14 protein-coding genes are annotated in these 19736 nt (G+C 46.5%); 11 read left to right on the top strand and 3 right to left on the bottom strand.

Annotation, left to right across the window (positions count from 1 at the left end; all coding sequences use genetic code 11):
* Positions 1-23: 23 nt before the first annotated feature.
* The 8 genes from ACMCM8_RS12135 to tilS all read left to right on the top strand — a co-directional run bounded on the left by ACMCM8_RS12135 (position 24) and on the right by tilS (position 9557).
* Positions 24-539 (top strand): OmpH family outer membrane protein, encoded by a 516-nt coding sequence (locus ACMCM8_RS12135; protein WP_412722877.1) that lies wholly within the window; start codon positions 24-26, stop codon positions 537-539.
* 199 nt (positions 540-738) lie between these two features.
* Positions 739-1188, top strand: coding sequence for a 3-hydroxyacyl-ACP dehydratase FabZ (gene fabZ / locus ACMCM8_RS12130; protein WP_412722876.1), 450 nt, complete (start codon positions 739-741; stop codon positions 1186-1188).
* 1 nt (position 1189) lies between these two features.
* The gene (gene lpxA / locus ACMCM8_RS12125; RefSeq protein WP_412722875.1) at positions 1190-1960 is read left to right on the top strand and encodes an acyl-ACP--UDP-N-acetylglucosamine O-acyltransferase; all 771 of its coding nucleotides are present in this window, start codon (positions 1190-1192) and stop codon (positions 1958-1960) included.
* A gap of 2 nt (positions 1961-1962) precedes the next feature.
* Positions 1963-3111 carry a lipid-A-disaccharide synthase gene (gene lpxB, locus ACMCM8_RS12120; RefSeq protein WP_412722874.1) on the top strand — a complete coding sequence of 383 codons (1149 nt, stop codon included), beginning with the start codon at positions 1963-1965 and terminating at the stop codon, positions 3109-3111.
* Positions 3104-3676: a ribonuclease HII gene (rnhB, locus tag ACMCM8_RS12115; protein ID WP_412722873.1), complete on the top strand. Its 573-nt coding sequence runs from the start codon at positions 3104-3106 to the stop codon at positions 3674-3676. Before lpxB ends, rnhB begins: the two co-directional genes overlap by 8 nt.
* Positions 3677-3680: 4 nt before the next feature.
* The gene (gene dnaE / locus ACMCM8_RS12110; RefSeq protein ID WP_412722872.1) at positions 3681-7145 is read left to right on the top strand and encodes a DNA polymerase III subunit alpha; all 3465 of its coding nucleotides are present in this window, start codon (positions 3681-3683) and stop codon (positions 7143-7145) included.
* Positions 7146-7213: 68 nt separating this feature from the next.
* A complete protein-coding gene (accA, locus tag ACMCM8_RS12105; protein WP_412722871.1) occupies positions 7214-8170 on the top strand; it encodes an acetyl-CoA carboxylase carboxyl transferase subunit alpha in 957 nt (318 codons plus the stop codon).
* 37 nt (positions 8171-8207) lie between these two features.
* Entirely contained in the window at positions 8208-9557 is a 1350-nt protein-coding gene (gene tilS, locus ACMCM8_RS12100; RefSeq protein ID WP_412722870.1) for a tRNA lysidine(34) synthetase TilS, read from the top strand.
* Positions 9558-9590: 33 nt separating this feature from the next.
* On the opposite strand, the gene ACMCM8_RS12095 is transcribed toward tilS, so the two are convergent.
* Positions 9591-10490, bottom strand: a complete 900-nt coding sequence (locus tag ACMCM8_RS12095) for a GGDEF domain-containing protein (protein ID WP_412722869.1) — start codon at positions 10488-10490, stop codon at positions 9591-9593.
* Positions 10491-10780: 290 nt separating this feature from the next.
* Here ACMCM8_RS12095 and ACMCM8_RS12090 point away from each other — a divergent pair, with 290 nt between their 5' ends.
* Positions 10781-12748, top strand: coding sequence for a cation:proton antiporter domain-containing protein (locus ACMCM8_RS12090; RefSeq protein WP_412722868.1), 1968 nt, complete (start codon positions 10781-10783; stop codon positions 12746-12748).
* A gap of 102 nt (positions 12749-12850) precedes the next feature.
* On the opposite strand, the gene ACMCM8_RS12085 is transcribed toward ACMCM8_RS12090, so the two are convergent.
* Positions 12851-13078 carry a hypothetical protein gene (locus ACMCM8_RS12085; protein WP_412727708.1) on the bottom strand — a complete coding sequence of 76 codons (228 nt, stop codon included), beginning with the start codon at positions 13076-13078 and terminating at the stop codon, positions 12851-12853.
* 302 nt (positions 13079-13380) lie between these two features.
* On the opposite strand from ACMCM8_RS12085, the gene tadA reads away from it, so the two are divergent.
* Complete coding sequence (gene tadA / locus ACMCM8_RS12080) at positions 13381-13959, top strand: tRNA adenosine(34) deaminase TadA (protein ID WP_412722867.1); 579 nt, start codon at positions 13381-13383, stop codon at positions 13957-13959.
* Positions 13960-14277: 318 nt separating this feature from the next.
* Here the strand turns inward: tadA and mltF are convergent, their stop codons facing one another.
* Positions 14278-15660 (bottom strand): membrane-bound lytic murein transglycosylase MltF, encoded by a 1383-nt coding sequence (mltF, locus tag ACMCM8_RS12075; protein WP_412722866.1) that lies wholly within the window; start codon positions 15658-15660, stop codon positions 14278-14280.
* Positions 15661-15836: 176 nt separating this feature from the next.
* Between mltF and purL the strand changes: the two genes are divergently transcribed.
* Positions 15837-19724 (top strand): phosphoribosylformylglycinamidine synthase, encoded by a 3888-nt coding sequence (gene purL, locus ACMCM8_RS12070; RefSeq protein ID WP_412722865.1) that lies wholly within the window; start codon positions 15837-15839, stop codon positions 19722-19724.
* Positions 19725-19736: the final 12 nt, after the last annotated feature.

The following is a 19736-nucleotide window of genomic DNA, read 5'->3' as shown; positions in this document are numbered from 1 at the left end:
AGAGATGCAAAAAGGAGTTCCTTTTGAAACAGTTGGTTAAACATATCGTTGCAGGTGCAATGTTGGGTAGCGCTTTAGTTAGTACTTCAGTAATGGCTGAGCAAAAAGTGGCAGTGGTTGATGTGCAAGGGATTTTTCAGGCTATGCCACAGGCTGCTGAAATTCAAAACGCTATTCAAGCAGAGTTTAAAGATCAGCTTGAAGAAGTAAATCAACTACAGCGCGATGGTCAGTTCTATGCAGAGCGCCTTCAGCGCGATGCGGCTACGATGAGCGATGCTGAGAAAAAAGAACTAGAACAAAAAATCTTGTCAGTGCGCGAAGAGTTGGCCAAAAAAGGTCAGCCTCTACAGCAAAACATTCAACGCCGTAGTAATGAAGAGCGCAACAAGTTGCTTGGTCTTATCAAGCAGGCAATTGACTCAGTTGCGGCTAAACAGGGTTATGACCTAGTGCTAAACGCAGGCGCAGTAGCGTTTGCGAAGGAAGAGCACGACCTTTCAGAGAAAGTATTAGAGCAAGTTAGTAAAGCTAATTAATTAGCTATTAGGCTCAGTACACGCTAATAAATCATCAGACCAACATCTCACCGGTGTTGGTCTGATTTGTTTTTTGCGCTGAACAGCGTATGGTTGCCGCCATTTTTAGTTTTCATGGCGAGTTTGACCACATTCTGCTCACAGTTCGGTGAAAGGAATAACACCTTTGCAGGTCATGCTTGTTAACAGGAGAAAGTTTTTGGCCAATTCACTCAATACAATCGAAATTCAAGAAATTTTAGAATTACTACCACATAGGTATCCATTCCTATTGGTTGATCGTGTAACAGACTATGTGCTGGGTGAGTCAATCAAAGCGTATAAAAATATTACTATCAACGAACCGTGCTTTACCGGGCACTTTCCTGGTCAGCCAATATTCCCTGGTGTGTTAATACTTGAAGCAATGGCGCAGGCAGCTGGTGTGCTGGGCTTTAAGACCATGGGTAAAAACGATAAATTATATTTGTATGCAGGGATAGACAACGCGCGCTTTAAGCGTCCGGTAGTACCAGGAGACCGCTTAGAATTTGACGTTTCCTTGGTGAAAGAGCGCAGAGGGATTTGGAAGTTTCAAGGCACTGCTAGTGTCGATGGCGACATCGCCTGTAGTGCAGAGTTTATGTGTGCGATGAGAGAGATAGCGTAACGTGATCCATCCTACTGCGGTAATTTCTGACAATGCAACGATTGGTGAAAATGTCACCATAGGCCCGTTTTGTGTGGTCGATGACAATGTGACAATTGGCGATGGTTGTATATTGAAATCACATGTGGTGGTACGCGGCCCAACGCGTATCGGTAAAAACAATAAGTTTTATCAGTTTTCTTCTATTGGCGAAGACTGCCAAGATAAAAAGTATGCCGGTGAACCCACCGAGTTAGTTATCGGGGACGACAATGAATTCCGCGAAGGGGTAACGGTGCATAGAGGCACGGTTCAGGATAATAGTATTACTATTATCGGTTCTCGTGGTTTATTTATGGCGAATGCCCATATTGCGCACGATTGCGTAATTGGTGATGACATTATCATTGCCAATAACGTCGCGGTGGCAGGACATGTTCACATTGACGATTTCGTCATTGTGGGTGGTGCAGTAGGTATTCATCAGTTCTGCAAAATCGGCGCCCATGCGTTCTTAGGTGCGGGTGGCATTATTTTACGAGACGTACCGCCGTTTGTAATGGTGAGTGGGCAGAAGAATATCCCTCAGGGTATCAATTCGGAAGGCCTTAAACGTCGCGGCTTTGACAAAGACGAAGTGATGGCGATAAAGCGGGCTTACAAAGCGATTTACCGAGAAGGTAATACCGTGGATGAAGCTGTGGCTAAATTAGCCGAGCCAGCGTCAAACTTTAAGGGTGTGGCGATGATGGTGGCATTTTTAAATGGCACGCAACGAGGCATTATTCGCTAATTATGACTACACCATTACGCATCGGCATGGTTGCCGGAGAACCTTCTGGTGACGTGCTTGCTGCGGGAATGGTGGCTGAATTAAAACGCAAATACCCCGATGCGATCATCGAAGGCATTGGTGGACCGCATATGATAGAACAGGGTTTCCATAGCTTGTTTGATATGGAAACCTTATCTGTTATGGGACTAGTTGAAGTCTTGTCTCATCTTCCTGCTATTCTCAAAGTTAAAAAGCAGCTACTGAAACACTTTGAGCAACATCCCCCTGATATTTTCATCGGTATTGATGCACCTGATTTTAATTTGCGTGTTGAGAAAACGTTGAAGGCAAGAGGTATTAAAACCATTCACTATGTGAGCCCCACTGTATGGGCATGGCGAGAAAAACGCGTTCACAAAATTGCCAAAGCGGTAAATCGGGTGTTGGGATTGTTTCCTTTCGAGCAACAGGTCTATGATAAATACCGTGTACCTTACACCTTTGTCGGTCACACGATGGCTGATGCCATTGCCCTTGTTCCCGATAAAGATAAGGCGCGAACGGCGTTGGAACTGCCATTAAACGCACCTATATTGGCGGTGTTGCCAGGCTCAAGACGAGGTGAAGTGGAGACGTTACTTCCTGTCTTTATTGAGACTATGGAGGTCATTCACGCAAAGCGGCCAGATATTCAATTCGTTATTCCCGCTGCCAACCAACATCGCCTTACTCAAATTAATGCAATTTTGGCAAGTCACAACGATGCCGCTTCTCGTTTACCTATTTTGGTGACCTCAGGCAGTGCCCGAGAGGCCATGATTTCCAGTGATGTTATCTTACTGGCTTCAGGTACGGCTACTCTTGAAGCCATGTTGTGTAAGCGTCCCATGGTCGCGGCGTATAAGCTGGCGCCGTTGACATATAAAATTATGCAGCGCCTGTATAAGGCACCGTATTTTACCTTGCCCAATTTATTGGCAAACGAAGCGATTATTCCTGAATTACTTCAAGAAGAGGTAAATGCCGAGAATATGAGCAACCAAGTGCTTAACTTCTTTGAAAGTGACAATTCTGCACTGATTTCCCGTTTCACCGACCTCCACCATACGCTAAAATGTAATGCTGATGAAACAGCTGCAAAAGCCGTCGTGGAGGAATTGTTTGCATAAGTTAATTGCCGGAGTAGACGAAGTGGGTCGCGGCCCGCTAGTGGGGGATGTGGTAACCGCCGCGGTCATTCTTGATCCAGCCAATCCCATCGAAGGGCTTACCGACTCAAAGAAGTTAAGCGAAAAGAAGCGCGTTGCACTGGCGCAGGAAATCCGCGAAAAAGCCTTGTATTGGCACATTGGTAGAGCAAGCCCAGAAGAAATAGACAAGCTCAATATATTACATGCCACCATGTTGGCGATGATCCGAGCTGTGGAAGGCTTGCCCGTTACGCCTGACTTTGTGCGCGTAGACGGCAATCGCGTGCCCGCGTGGAATTTTCCGTCAGAAGCCGTGGTTAAGGGAGATAGCTTGCACGCAGAAATCTCCGCGGCGTCTATCATTGCCAAAGTAGAGCGAGATAACGATATGATTTCGCTTCATGAGGCTCACCCGCAATATAACTTTGCCGGGCACAAAGGTTACCCCACAAAAGCGCACTTTGAAGCCATCGCTGAATATGGCATCTTAGATTGCTATCGCAAGAGTTTTAAACCCGTAAAAGCGCTACTCGAAGAGAAATAACATCATGCCATCGCCCTTTATTCATTTACGTGTTCACAGTGATTTTTCGATGATGGACGGCCTGAATAAGGTTAAACCAATTCTAGGTAAGGTGGCTGCGCTAGGTATGCCAGCGGTGGCTATCACCGATCAGATGAATATGTGTGGGCTGGTGAAGTTTTATTCTGAAGCGCACAATTTGGGTATAAAGCCCATTATTGGTACCGATTTTTGGGTTACTAATGAGATTTTTGGCGAAGAGCCTTTTCGTTTAACACTGATTGCGATGAATAATGAGGGTTATAAGAATATTACTATTCTTATCTCAAAGGCTTATCTTCGCGGGCATTTGGCTCACCGTGCAGTGATTGACCAAGAGTGGCTGGTTGAACATTCAGAAGGCGTCATTGTGCTGTCTGGTGCTCAACACGGCGATGTAGGCGTTGGGTTAATGAAAAACAACGCCAAAATTTTAGACAGTGCGTTATCATTTTATCAAACTCATTTCCCCGATCGCTTTTACCTTGAACTTATTCGCACTGGAAGACAAGGTGAAGAAGACTATTTACACCTAGCCGTCGAGCTGGCCGAAAAGCACAACCTACCGGTTGTGGCGACCAATGAAGTCTGTTTTATTGATCAAGAGGGGTTTGAAGCCCACGAAATTCGTGTGTGTATTCACGATGGTTATACCCTTGACGATAACCGCCGCCCAAAACGGTATAGCGACCAACAATATCTGCGTACACCACAAGAAATGGTGGAACTATTCAGTGATATACCCGAAGCGATAGAAAATACAGTTGAAATTGCCAAGCGGTGTAACGTTACCGTGCGGTTAAATGAGTATTTTCTTCCTCAGTTTCCAACCGGTGGTATGTCGACGGAAGATTTCTTGGTCAAAGTGTCGCAAGAGGGCCTTGAAGATCGCCTGGAGTTTCTGTTTTCCGACGAAAACGTTCGCATGGAAAAACGCAAGGAATACGATGAGCGTTTGGAAGTCGAGCTTAAAGTTATCAATGACATGGGGTTCCCTGGCTACTTCCTTATCGTAATGGAGTTTATCCAATGGAGTAAGGACAACGGTATTCCTGTAGGGCCTGGCCGTGGTTCCGGTGCGGGCTCACTGGTGGCTTATGCACTTAAAATTACCGACCTTGACCCACTTGAATTTGACTTGCTTTTCGAACGTTTCTTAAACCCTGAACGCGTATCCATGCCCGACTTTGACGTCGACTTCTGTATGGACAGACGAGACGAGGTCATCGATCACGTTGCTGAGCTGTATGGCCGTCAGGCGGTATCACAGATTATCACCTTTGGTACTATGGCCGCCAAAGCGGTAGTGCGCGACGTGGGTAGGGTTCTCGGGCACCCTTATGGCTTTGTGGATAGGATTTCAAAGCTTATTCCACCTGATCCGGGCATGACACTCGAAAAAGCATTTAAAGCGGAACCACAGCTGCCTGAAGTTTATGAAAGCGATGAGGAAGTGAAAGATCTCATCGATATGGCGCGTATTCTAGAAGGGGTAACCCGTAATGCCGGTAAACACGCCGGTGGGGTGGTTATTGCGCCAACCACGATCACTGATTTCTCGCCTTTGTACTGTGATGACGAAGGTAAAAACCCAGTAACCCAATTCGATAAAAACGATGTTGAAACGGCAGGTTTGGTAAAATTTGACTTCTTGGGTCTTCGTACACTGACCATTATTCAGTGGGCGATAGATATGATCAAAGAAGGCAAAAACGTGGATGTGGATATCAGTGCCATTCCACTTGAAGATGCCAAAAGTTTTAGGACATTGCAAAACGCTGAAACCACCGCTGTATTCCAGTTGGAATCGCGAGGTATGAAAGAGCTGATCAAGCGTCTTAAGCCCGACTGTTTTGAAGATATTATCGCACTGGTAGCTCTGTTCCGTCCCGGCCCACTCCAATCGGGCATGGTTGATAACTTTATTGACCGAAAGCACGGACGAGAAGAAATCTCCTACCCAGATGCAGAATATCAGCACGAGTGTCTTAAAGAAATTCTAGAGCCTACCTACGGTATTATCCTATACCAAGAGCAGGTCATGCAGATCGCTCAGGAAATGGCTGGCTATTCATTGGGTGGCGCTGACTTGCTCCGCCGAGCCATGGGTAAGAAAAAGCCCGAAGAAATGGCCAAGCAGCGAGGCACCTTTGCCGACGGTGCAAAAGGCAATAACATCGACCCTGACCTGGCGATGAAAATCTTCGACTTGGTAGAAAAATTTGCCGGGTATGGCTTTAACAAATCGCACTCGGCAGCTTATGCACTGGTTTCCTATCAGACCTTGTGGCTGAAGGTGCATTATCCCGCTGAGTTTATGGCTGCGGTAATGTCTGCTGATATGGATAACACCGACAAAATTGTAACGCTTGTCGATGAATGTGAGCGCATGGGAATTGAGATCCTGCCGCCAGACTTAAACGCCGGAAAGTACAAGTTTACGGTGGATAGTCAAGGTCGTATTGTGTACGGCATTGGCGCAATAAAAGGCGTGGGTGAAGGCCCCATTGAAGCCATTATTGAAGCCCGTGAAACACAGGGTGCATTTAAAGACTTATTCGATTTTTGCGCTAAAATTGATATTAAGCGGGTTAATAAACGGGTATTAGAAAAGCTTGTTCTGGCAGGAGCAATGGACAATTTAGGTCCACATCGGGCGACGCTTATGGCCAGTCTGCCAGAAGCATTAGCCGCTGCAGGCCAGCATGCGAAAGCGGAATCATTTGGCCAGTCTGACATGTTTGGGCTGTTGACCACTGAGCCCGAGGAAGTAAAACAAGCCTTCGCCGATGTGCCTGAGTGGCCGGAAAAAGTGTGGCTGGAAGGTGAGAAAGATACACTTGGACTGTATCTTACTGGCCATCCTATTAACCAATATGCAGAAGAAATCCGTTATTACACTGACGGACGTCTGGTAGATCTCAAGCCGACAGGTAAAGATCAAATGGCCAGTGCAGTGGGCTTGGTGCTTGGTGTGCGGGTAATGACAAACAAGCGCGGGCGTCGCTGGGCCATAGTGACACTGGACGATAAGAGTGCCAGAATAGACGTACGTTTTTTCCCCGATATGTATGAACAGTTCGAAAGTGTGCTAGAAACTGACAGAATATTGCTCATAAAGGGACAGGTCAGCTTTGATGATTTCTCTGGGGGCAATACAATCACCGCCCGTGATGTAATGGACATTGTTCAGGCACGAGAGAAAAACGCGAGAGCACTGGCATTGAATATTGATACCCAGTTGCTTGAACCAAACAAAATGAGTCAGATGCAATCTATCCTGCAGGCATTTAATGGTGGAAGTTGTCCCGTTCAGTTAGCGGTGACCCATCCAGACGCAGAAGTGACTTTAGCGTGTGGAGCAAGGTGGTATGTCACCCCTGAAGATCAACTTCTACACGATCTCAAACAGTGTTTGGGAGAAAAAGCCGTTTCAATTCTCTACCATTAAGGGTAAGAGTTCGATAGATTGGACATCTCGCGTTTGCATAGACGAGCGTAGTACGAATAGGACACGAAATGAGTATACAGTTTTTGGACTTTGAGCAGCCAATAGCCGAATTAGAAGCAAAAATAGAAGAGCTAAGATTGGTTAATCAAGGTGGCGAGTTTGATGTAGGCATTGAAGAAGAAATCAATAAGCTTCGTGGTAAAAGTGCTGAACTGACGAAAAAGATTTTTTCTGACCTTGGTGCGTGGCAGGTGTCTCAACTTGCACGTCACCCAATGCGCCCGTATACGCTGGATTACATTCCACGTATTTTCACTGAGTTTGATGAATTGGCCGGTGATAGAGCCTTCGCCGATGACAAGGCGATTGTCGGTGGACCCGCGCTGCTTGATGAGCAACCCGTCATGGTTATCGGACATCAAAAAGGCCGCGATACTAACGAAAAAATTCGACGTAACTTCGGTATGCCTAAACCAGAAGGTTATCGCAAAGCACTGCGCCTTATGAAGATGGCTGAACGCTTTAACATGCCTATAATTACCTTTATTGATACGCCAGGGGCTTACCCCGGGGTGGGCGCTGAAGAGCGTGGTCAAAGTGAAGCTATCGCGAAAAACCTGTTTGAAATGGCAGAACTGACTGTGCCTATTATCTGTACGGTAATTGGTGAAGGTGGTTCTGGCGGCGCATTGGCTATAGGAGTGGGCGATCGGGTTAATATGCTCCAGTATTCGACATATTCGGTTATCTCACCTGAAGGTTGTGCCTCCATTCTATGGAAGAGCGCAGAAAAAGCACCGCTTGCTGCTGAAGCTATGGGGGTAAGTGCCCCGCAAATTAAAGAGCTAGGTCTCATCAACAGTATTGTTGAAGAGCCGGTAGGGGGAGCCCATCGCGACCATAAAGGCATGGCGGCAAACTTGAAAGCAGTGATCAAGCAACAGCTAAACCAACTCAAAGAGTTGGATAAAACTAAATTGATGGAAGAGCGTTATCAACGCCTGATGTCATTTGGTTATTGCTGATACATTTTACCCATTCTAATGAAGGCATACTGAGTAGGTGACAGGTCAATTCAATGCTGTGAGCGACCACATTGTAAAGCGGATCGCTCACACGCTTACTCAGGCTGATTATCCTCTTTCTACACCATTGGTTGTCGCCTTTAGTGGCGGTGTGGATTCAACGGTATTGTTGCATGCTGCTGTTGCGTTTCGCGATCAATACCATTGTCCACTGCATGCGGTACATGTTCACCATGGGTTGAGCCCCAACGCCGATGCATGGGCACGTCACTGTGAGCTTCAGTGTCGTATCAATGATGTTACTTTTCATCAGCATGAAGTCACAGTGGAAAGTGGCGCGAGAAAAAGCGTCGAAGCTGAAGCCCGTAAAGCACGCTATAAAGTGTTACTTGAGGTATGCCAGCAAGTGGATGCAGCGCTGTTGCTAGGACAACATGCCGAAGATCAACTGGAAACCGTATTGCTGCAACTCAAGCGCGGTGCCGGTCCTCAAGGCTTGGCGGCCATGGGAGAGGCGCAATTGCGTCAGGGCACGCTTGTGCTTAGACCAATGCTGGCCCTTGAAAAAAAAGACATGGTTGCCTTTGCTCGTGATGAAGCACTTTCGTGGGTAGAAGATGAATCCAATTCCCATAACAGTTTCGATAGAAACTTTTTGCGAAACGAAATTATCCCTCATTTACTTACTCGGTGGCCGCAACTCACCAAAACGGTAGGGCGCAGCGCGAGCTTGTGTGCGCAACAAACTGAGTTGGTTAATCAAACCGCACAAGAATATCTACTCGCGAGTATGCGCACAGAAAGTCAGTTAAGCGGTGATTATTTGTCATCACTGAAACCGGCATGGCAATCTGCAGTTGTTCGGTGTTGGTTCACCCAGCAAGGGCAAATGCCGCCCTCAAAAGTGCAAACTGATGAAATCCTCTCTATGCTTGAAGCGAAGCACGACGCCACCCCTGAAGTGAGATTCAAATGGGGTATGGTGTCTCGATTTAACGGCGACCTTTACTGGGTGACCCACCAGTTAGAAAAACCGGCTTCCAGTCTGAGTTTAATACCAGGCAATGCTCACTTTTTACCCTGGCTTGAAGGAAACGTTAGGGTTTCAGTCATGGACTATCAAGATAGTGATAAGTTGAGTTTACAGACAAATGTTCGAAATCTGAAAGTAAAGCCAGAGCACGAGAACGTATCTAAAACGTTGAAAGATTGGTTCAAGGTGTGGCGAGTACCACGCTGGGAAAGAAACGGGGTTCCCGTCATTTTTTTCAATGATCAACCCATCGCGTTGATCGTTGAAGGAAAATGCAAATACGTAATTCCCCGAGATAGGCGGATCAGTGTAGAGTTTGAACCCAAAGCGGCAGAGTCTTGCCGTACGCTTTGAATTCTTACTCAGTGGTGATGTTTGAGTAGACGGTTACGCTGCGTGGTAGTTATTCTTACCAGAGTGTTTCACGCGATAAAGTGCACTGTCGGCGCGATCAAACATGGTACTTGTGCTATCGCCATCCCTGAAAATTGCGCCACCCAGACTGCATGACACCCCTAGTTTACTCAGGTACGACGAGCGGTTGACGCTCATTTGAATACGCTGTGCCGCCCTAGCGAGTTGTTGCTGGTTTTGGCAATCCAGTACGCAACAGAATTCATCGCCGCCAAATCGAAAGGCTTCATCCTCATCCCGCAATACATTGACAAGGTGTGAAGCAATATGAATAAGTACTTTATCACCTTCACTGTGACCAAAGCTGTCGTTGACGTGCTTGAAGTTGTCTAAGTCAATAATAAGTAAGCCAAAAGGATCATTGTGCCGTTGCGCCCAACCCAATTGTCTGACCATGGATTGCTCAAAACCTGCTCGATTGCCCAGTCCAGTTAACCCATCTTTTGTTGCCATTTGCTTAAGGCGCATTAAGGAAATTGCGTGCTTAACTTGTTTTCCAAATAAATCATGTAGTTGGAAAAGCATTTCACGTTGCGACAGCGATAAAGGTGAACTAATGTAATAGTACGCGTGGGCTTGCTCGCCACTTATCGACGATGCGCCCTGTAACGGCAGATCAAACAAAGTGGATGAAATTTTTGCATTTCCATAGACCCAGCGCGAATCGATATCAGACAAACTGAAGCCGACCACGGGCAGTAGCATATTTAACTGTTGATAATACAAGGCGCCTAATTCTTGTAGATCAAGTGTCGAAAGTAGTTGTGAGACAAAACCCGTCAACTCACTAATAGATAGCGATTTTCCGGCGCTTTCAGCCGGGTAAAAGTTGTCGTGTTGTGTGCTATCGTAGATAGATGTTGAAAAATCCACGGTAATACCCCTGTGCAAATATGCTACTAAATGCAAAAAAAAGTTGCGTCTATGCCCTGACTTTTCCGTGACTGTCACCCTTAGTTAGTTGGTATGGGCGATGTGTCATAGCGGCAAATCTTGCCGAATTTGCGTGTATATATGTGTTTTAGCAAACTAAGTGCCAACTATTTTTTGACGGTGTATGACCTGAACGTGATAACGTAGAAAATTCTGTGTTTTATCGTAAATAGTGCAGCGGGTATTACTCATCGTTATCGATTATTAAAACAACAAGAGATGGAGGGAATGTGGGGGCGAGCTTTTTAAATATTGTCCTGCTGATGTTTATATCGGTATGTGCTGTCGCGCTATTTAAACGAGCGCACTTGCCGCCTATTCTAGCTTATTTATTTGCTGGGGTGCTGGCAGGCCCGCAACTTCTTTCTATCTTTGCGCATCCAGAAGAAATGCATTTACTAGCCGAAGTGGGTATTGTTTTTCTGCTTTTCTCCTTGGGACTGGAATTTTCATTGCCCAAGTTGCTGGCGATGCGTTCGTTAGTATTTGGCGTGGGGTTAGGGCAAATGTTTCTCACCACTGCCGTTTTCACCTCAATACCTTACATACTGGGAATTGGCTTGAGTGCTTCTATTATCATTGGCGGTACTTTAGCGCTTAGCTCGACTGCAATTGTGATAAAGCAAGCAACTGAGATGGGAATTCTAAATAACAGGCGAACGCAACTCGCCATCAGTATTTTATTGTTTCAGGATCTTGCAGTAGTACCGTTTCTAATAGCCATTCCTTTATTGGCACAGACAGGAGAAGTCAGTATTGCACTGGCATTAGGTGAGGCGCTATTAAAAGGCGTGTTCGTTATCGCCTTACTTATGTCAGTCGGTAAATGGGTACTTCCTTGGGTATTTAGAGAGGTGGCAAGAACCAGAACGGATGAATTATTTGTTTTAACGACAATCTTGATCGCCCTTCTAGCCGGTGGCTTGACCTATTACTTTGGTCTTTCAATGGCCTTAGGTGCGTTTCTCGCCGGGATGATGTTGGGTGAAAGCCAATACAAGTATCAGTTAGAAGCTGACATTCGCCCGTTCAGAGACATTTTGATGGGGTTATTTTTTGTCACTGTCGGCATGCAGCTGGATCTGACGGTTTTATGGGAGCACCTGACCGCCATCATCGTAGGTGTGTTTTTATTAATGATTGTCAAAGTAGTGTTGGTACGAGTGGCTTCCATGCTAGTTCGTACCGAGGCCATAAACGGTTGGTCAGCAGGGGTTAAATTATGTCAAATAGGCGAATTCAGCTTTGTTATTGCAGCCCTTGCCACCACTCACGGCATTCTAACAAATGAACAGTCATCGTTGATTGTGTGTATGGGGGTGATCAGCATGGCGCTTACCCCATGGTTAATGAACAATAGTGTTAAGATAGCCAAGCGTATCGTACGTAATGATTTACCCATTGACGAAGTCTCAACGGCGATAGCGAGTAGTACTCTGAGTAATCATGTCGTTATTTGTGGGTTTGGCCGGGTAGGGCAATCAGTGGCTCGCATGTTAAAGATGGAAGGGATCCATTTTGTTGCCATCGATATGGATCCTGTACGGGTACATGAAAGTCGCAACGCCGGAGAGCCGGTTATCTTTGGCGATGCAAGTCAAAAAGATATTTTAACCAGTGCGAATATTCATAAGGCAAAATTAGTTCTGGTGACTTTTGATCAAGTCGATAAAGCCAAACAGGTTATTACGCAATCGAGAATGCTAACCAGCAATGTGGATGTTATGGTGCGCACCAAGCGCGACTATCAATTGGAGAGTTTGTATAACGCGGGGGCGAATCAGGTGGTACCTGAGCTTCAGGAGGGTAGTCTGATGTTAGTCTCGCAAGTGCTGCATTACGCAGGTGTCCCTATGTCACGCATTTTGAAACGGGTTCGAGCAGAACGAAAAGGCCGATACGATCATTTACATGGGTTTTACCCGGGAGAAACTACCGAAATTACCTATGGCACCGAAGACAAATTGGAGTTTATACACGCCGTGGTATTGTCGGAACATGCTGCATGCATAGGTAAGCCCATCAAAGACATTGATTTTGGAAAAATGCGTGTCACTGTAAAGGGATTGCGAAGGGGAGGGAATGAAGTGAAAGATCCTGATCAAGATGCTGTACTTGAAGCTCACGATGTATTGGTCATTGCAGGAAAACCCAGAAGAGTAGAACGGGCAGAGCGCAAACTTTTGGAAGGAAGTTAACACCTTACCGTTAGTTCGAGAAGTGAAAAAAGACATGGCTTTCATCGTCGAAGAAAGCCATCTTAACTGTGATTGATGTGTAAAGCCGTGGGTAAGCTAGGTTTACGCCACGCGATCTTTTTCTAAATCTGCAAATTGTTTTTTCAGATCGTAACGCTCATCGGTAACTATTTTTTCAAGCACTGACACCCGTTCTTTCAATTCAGCGATTTCCGTTTTATAAGCATCAACTTCTTTACTGTTGAGCTTTTTTCTATTCTTGTCCTTGGCATTATCAATAATACTGACAAGCGCCCAAGCACAAATGGCAACAATAGCAACAGCGGTCATATTCACGGCAATATCCCTCTCAGATGGCGTTAAATTAGTGTAGAAGAAAACGAGGCTTTTTACCTGTTTCCTCTATTTTTCTACTTACTGCTATATCTGTTTGTTACTATAACCCTTATTGGCCCAGCCTTTCAGCATAAAATGTAACGAGTTACGAATAGCAAGTGCAGTTATAATGAAAGTTTGCAAATACGTTGCCAAGTGACAAAAGTCATTATTTTATGGATACTTAGCTTAATTTTAGACCTGCATCACAACGCTCGGTTAATAGATTTCACCAACTACAATAGTTAAATTGACGAATGTGTAACGAAAATAGTCAACTTCAAACCACGCATACCTCTGCAACCGTGTCGGCAACGGATTGTGATAGTCCGTTGGTCAGCGAACAAGATGTAAAGTGGATGCGACATGCACTCACTCTTGCCGAAAAAGCGCAAGCCATTGGAGAAGTGCCAGTAGGTGCTTGTGTGGTAATAGATGATACCGTGGTCGGAGAAGGGTGGAATGCACCGATAAGTGAACATGACCCTGCCGCTCATGCGGAATTAAGAGCCGTGCAACAAGCTGCTCGGCATATTCAAAATTATCGGCTTATAGATGCCACCCTGTATGTTACTTTAGAGCCATGTTCTATGTGTGCTGGTATGTTGGTGCACGCGCGGGTTAAGCGGGTTGTTTTTGGCGCGTGGGATGCGAAAACTGGTGCTGCGGGGTCAGTGATGAATTTGCTCCAACACCCATCGTTAAATCACCAGATAGAAATAGTGCCTGGTGTGCTTGCCGATGAGTGTGCAAATAAACTGTCGCGTTTTTTCCAACAGCGTAGAAAAGAAATAAAAGCGGCCAAAAAAGCCAAGAAGCAGGAGCCTTTGGATTAATTGGACGTGCGTGTAAGTTGGGTGAACAAATCGCTGGTCACAAATAATTTGCGACGTTGTAAGACTTTCTGATGGCCGCGTTTAAGCATAAGACGGCGTCTGTTATTATTTTTCAATTTAACTCCTTTTTTCATAAACCGGTTTTTTTTCATTTATTCTCCTTTCTCAATTTTCATCGACAGCGTTGCCGACTTTTTTCCAATTGGCGAGTTAGCCAGATGAGAAAGCGAATTGGCAGCGCCAATTCGCATAAAGCTTATCTCTATAAGATGACATCTAAATGACAATTTTCAAGCGTGACACTGGGCGACTGGAGGATTAAATTTTTCCTTGTTGATCAAGCCATACTAGACTGTCGTAGTAGCGCCGAATATTTTCGACGTATTGGAGTGCCTCATCACCTCTCGCGTAACCATAGCGGGTGGTACGGTAGTATTTTTTCTGACGCAATTGTGGCAATCGACGCTTCACATCTACCCAAAGATCGGGGTTACCGCCTTGACGTTCTGTCAATACCCTTGCATCTTCAAGATGACCCATGCCGATGTTATACGCTGCCATCGCCATCCAAGTGCGATCTGGCTCACCTATGCGTGCAGGAATGCGATTGAGCAAACTGGCAAAATAGCGGGAGCCGCCGCGAATACTTTGTTCAGGGTCGGTTCTGTCTTCGACATTCCAGTCTCCGGCCGTGTCTAAGGTAAGCATCATCAAACCTCTTACTCCGGTGTGTGATACAGCATCGGGCTCCCAATGACTTTCCTGATAGCTCATCGCTGCCAGTAACCGCCAGTCTAGCTCACCAGAAAACTGTTGGAACAGGGGTTTGTATTTGCCCAAGGTCGCCTCTGCAGATTGGTTAAAGGCGCGGCTATCAACATAGTCGAACTGACGTATATGCCCGAAGTATTTGTCTTCTAATACGGTAAACCAGCCAGATTGATGGACGGTACCAAAGTATTCGATGAGTGCGGCTTTAACCGAATCGTCTTGGTTTAAGGGTAGAGCCCATGCCATAGGCATCGCTTCGTGAAGCGTCATCGCGACAGCTAAGTCGGGGTACCTGCGTCGTTGAAGCGCGAGGCGATTACTATCTGCTACCGTGTACGTTATGTCGCCAATAGCGACTTGCTGCAATAACTCTTCAAAGTCAGAGTCTTCAGTTGCAATCAATGTTTTACTATTCACAGGCTCGGCATTTGGAAAGAGCAGCGCTGCAAGCAATTGGGACTGGCTACTTCCAGATACAACTACAATAGGGTGATCCAGGGCGTTCAATTCCCTGGGACGACTGGTGCCAGCCCGAAATACCAATTGTTGTTCTACTTCCTGGTACGCAGGGCCATAGTTAAAGCGCCGCTTGAGCGAAGGGGTCACCGCATCTCCTGTAGCAACAATATCCAGATTACCTTCTTCTAGTTGTTGCAACATGTCCTCGTAGCTGTAGAAAGGATAGAGATCAAGTGTTACGCCTAGATAGTCAGCAAACCCTGCTAACAATTCGTATTCAAAGCCTTGAGGACCATCGGCGCCATTGTAGAAGGTGGCAGCACCATACACAGTACCGACGCGGATCGACTCTCGCTCTAACAGTGTCGATAGGGCTGTAGTGACAGACGGTACTGTGCAACTTGATATCAAAATAGATAATAAGATTATTATTTGTATTTTTAATCGCTTTTTATAGTCTTGTGACTGCATAGACCTTGTCTTATTGTCATTAAACTGTCTAAGTTTAAAAAAAACTTCATGTATGCGCGTTATGAGGTTACTTACTGCGCATAATTCCTCTATAATCCGCGCCGAAATACTCATCAATCCAAGAGGCAACGCGTCGCATTGGTGGTCGTTGTTTCTAACAAACCAGGTAAATCAATATGTTGGTCCTTCGAGGCGCTCCTGCACTATCAGAGTTTAACCAAACTAAACTGATTGCAAAGCTGGGTCAATCCGGCGTTAAGGTTAAAAACCTTTATAGCGAATATGTTCACCTAGTCGATTCCAAAGGTGACTTGTCTAAGCAGCAAATAGAGATACTCGAGAAGCTGCTCACTTACGGCCCCGCGAGGCAAGCACAAACCCCCTCTGGAACCCTCTTCCTTATCACTCCTCGCCCCGGCACCATTTCCCCCTGGTCTTCAAAAGCCACCGACATCGCCCACAACTGTAGTCTAAAAAATATCAATCGCATAGAGCGCGGTTGTGCTTTCTACATAGAAACAGAAACCGCATTGAACGATGACGACTTTGCCGTAGTAGCAAGCTACCTCCACGACAGAATGACGGAGTCTGTTTTTACGCATACAGATGATGCCGCTGTGCTGTTTGCACACACCGAAGCGAATACGTTCACTAGTGTAGATGTATTAGCTGAAGGCAAAGACGCACTGGTTAATGCGAATGTGTCGTTGGGCCTTGCGTTGGCCGATGATGAGATTGATTACTTATTTGATAGCTTTACAAAGCTAGGCAGAAACCCTACTGATGTAGAGCTTTATATGTTTGCGCAAGCAAACTCTGAACACTGCCGCCACAAGATTTTCAACGCAAGCTGGACTATCGACGGTGAAGCGCAAGAAAAGTCGCTGTTTAAAATGATCAAAAACACCTATGAATTGTTACCTGATCATGTGTATTCAGCCTACAAAGATAACGCAGCAGTAATGGAAGGATGGGAAGCTGGGCGCTTCTTCCCCAACCCTCAGTCACACCAATATGAATACCACCATGAAAATATTGATATTTTGATGAAGGTAGAAACCCATAACCACCCAACCGCTATTTCACCTTTCCCCGGTGCCGCGACAGGTTCTGGCGGTGAAATTCGCGATGAAGGTGCTACCGGGCGAGGCTCTAAGCCTAAAGCGGGGTTAGTGGGCTTCACCGTGTCTAATTTGCGTATTCCCGGTGCTGAGCAACCATGGGAAGCCGATTATGGCAAGCCACAACGCATTGTAAGTGCCCTTGATATTATGCTTGAAGGTCCACTGGGTGGTGCAGCGTTTAACAACGAGTTTGGTCGCCCTGCGTTACTGGGTTATTTCCGTACGTTTGAACAAGAAGTAAATAGCTTCAACGGTGTAGAAGTACGCGGTTACCACAAGCCGATCATGCTAGCGGGTGGTTTAGGCAACATTCGTCGCGAACACATCGAAAAGGGCGAAATTACCGTTGGCGCTAAGCTTATCGTGCTTGGTGGTCCTGCGATGAACATCGGGCTTGGTGGCGGTGCAGCGTCATCCATGGCGTCTGGCCAGTCAAACGAAGATTTAGATTTTGCCTCAGTTCAGCGTGACAACCCGGAAATGGAACGTCGCTGTCAGGAAGTGATTGATGCATGTTGGCAGCTAGGCGATAACAACCCAATTCAGTTCATCCACGATGTGGGCGCGGGTGGTCTTTCAAACGCACTGCCTGAGCTTGTTAATGACGGCGGCCGCGGCGGTAACTTTGAGCTTAGAAAAGTCTTGTCTGACGAGCCTGGTATGACACCATTAGAGTTATGGTGTAACGAATCGCAAGAGCGTTATGTTTTATCTGTCGCACCAGAAAACATGCCGGTATTTGAAGCGATTTGTGCCCGTGAACGCGCGCCGTTTGCCGTAGTAGGTGAAGCGACTGCCGAGCAGCACCTAAACCTAAACGACAGCCAGTTTAACAACAAGCCTATTGATATGCCCCTTGATGTACTTTTAGGCAAGCCGCCTAAAATGCACCGCGAAGTAAGCTCGACAAAGGTAAACTCACCAGCACTAGACGAGGCAGGCATTACCTTAAGCGATGCAGCAAATCGTATTTTATCCTTGCCTACAGTGGCAGAGAAAACCTTCCTTATCACCATTGGCGACCGCTCGGTAACCGGCCTTGTCAGTCGTGACCAAATGGTAGGGCCGTGGCAAGTACCTGTGGCAGATGTGGCGGTAACCGCAACCGCGTTTGACACCTATCACGGTGAAGCTATGTCAATGGGTGAACGTACGCCATTGGCTTTGCTATCACACGGTGCATCTGCACGCTTAGCGGTAGGTGAAGCATTAACCAATATTGCCGCAGCAAACATCGGCGATATCAAACGCATTAAACTGTCTGCGAACTGGATGGCAGCTGCCGGTCACCCAGGTGAAGACGCGGGTCTTTATGAAGCCGTAAAAGCGGTGGGTGAAGAGCTTTGTCCAGAACTTGGTTTAACCATTCCTGTGGGTAAAGATTCGATGTCGATGAAAACCGCATGGAATGAAAACGGTGAAGATAAAGCGGTCACTTCACCGTTATCTTTAGTTATTTCAGCGTTTGGTGCAGTAAAAGACATCCGCAAAACGGTGACGCCTCAGCTTCGCACTGATAAAGGTGCCAGTCGCTTATTACTGCTCGATCTAGGCGAAGGCAAAAACCGTTTAGGTGGTAGCTGTTTGGCGCAAGTTTATTCTCAGCTTGGAGATAGCCCTGCTGATGTGGTTTCTGCTACGCGGCTTAAAGGCTTCTTTGACGCCATGCAAGCGCTTATCGAAAAAGGCTTGGTTTGTGCTTACCACGACCGCTCAGACGGTGGCCTGTTTACCACAGTCGCTGAAATGGCCTTTGCGGGTAAAACAGGGGTAAGTGTTAATCTTGATAGCCTGAAAGGCAACGATATCGCCGTGTTGTTCAATGAAGAACTGGGTGGCGTAATTCAAGTGCTTGAAAGCGATATGGACGCGGTTAATACCGTGTTGGCTGAATTTGGCTTGACAGAACTGACCCATGATATCGGTTCGCTGAATAGTACCGATATGATTGAGTTCAACCGCAACGGGGTAGCGGTGCTTGCTGATAGTCGGGTTTCCATGCGTACTACATGGGCACAAACTACGTTTGAAATGCAAAGGCTTCGTGACAACCCTGAGTGCGCAGAACAAGAACATGCTGCAAAGCAAGATGCTGCAGATCCTGGTTTGCATGCTGCATTGTCATACGATGTTAACGAAGACATTGCTGCGCCATATATCGCTAAAGGCGTTAAGCCAAAAGTGGCGATTTTAAGAGAGCAGGGCGTTAACTCGCATCTTGAAATGGCGGCTGCATTTACTCGCGCGGGCTTTGACGCTATCGACGTGCACATGAGTGATGTATTAGCGGGTCGCATTACCCTTGAACAGTTTGCAGGTCTTGCTGCTTGTGGTGGTTTCTCATACGGTGACGTATTGGGTGCAGGTGAAGGCTGGGCGAAATCTATATTGTTTAACAGCATGGCTCGCGATCAGTTTGAAGGCTTCTTTAATCGCAACGACACCTTCAGCTTAGGGGTATGTAACGGCTGTCAGATGCTATCCAACCTTAAATCATTGATTCCGGGCACTGAGCACTGGCCACACTTTGTGACTAACCAGTCAGCGCGCTTTGAAGCCCGTGTGGCGATGGTTGAAGTTATGGAGTCTACGTCAGTGTTGCTGGACGGTATGGCAGGTTCTCGTATGCCAATCGCGGTATCGCACGGTGAAGGTCAGGCTGAATTTGCCAACGACAATGCGCTGTCACAAGTAAGTGCGCAGGTGGCGATGCGTTACGTCGACAACTACGGCAAGCCAACCATGCAATACCCAGCAAACCCTAATGGATCACCTCAGGGGATCACGGGGCTAACTTCACTAGATGGGCGTAGCACTATAATGATGCCACACCCCGAACGCGTATTCAGAGCCGTTGCCAATTCTTGGCGGCCCGATGACTGGCAAGAAGACGGGGCGTGGATGCGAATCTTTAGAAATGCGCGTAAATTCGTGGGTTAGTGCGCAATAAAT

This window comes from Alteromonas sp. D210916BOD_24, from assembly GCF_047159385.1.
Lineage (GTDB): Bacteria > Pseudomonadota > Gammaproteobacteria > Enterobacterales > Alteromonadaceae > Alteromonas.
The sequence above is the reverse complement of the archived record's forward strand: the minus strand, read 5'-3'. Positions and strand labels throughout refer to the sequence as shown.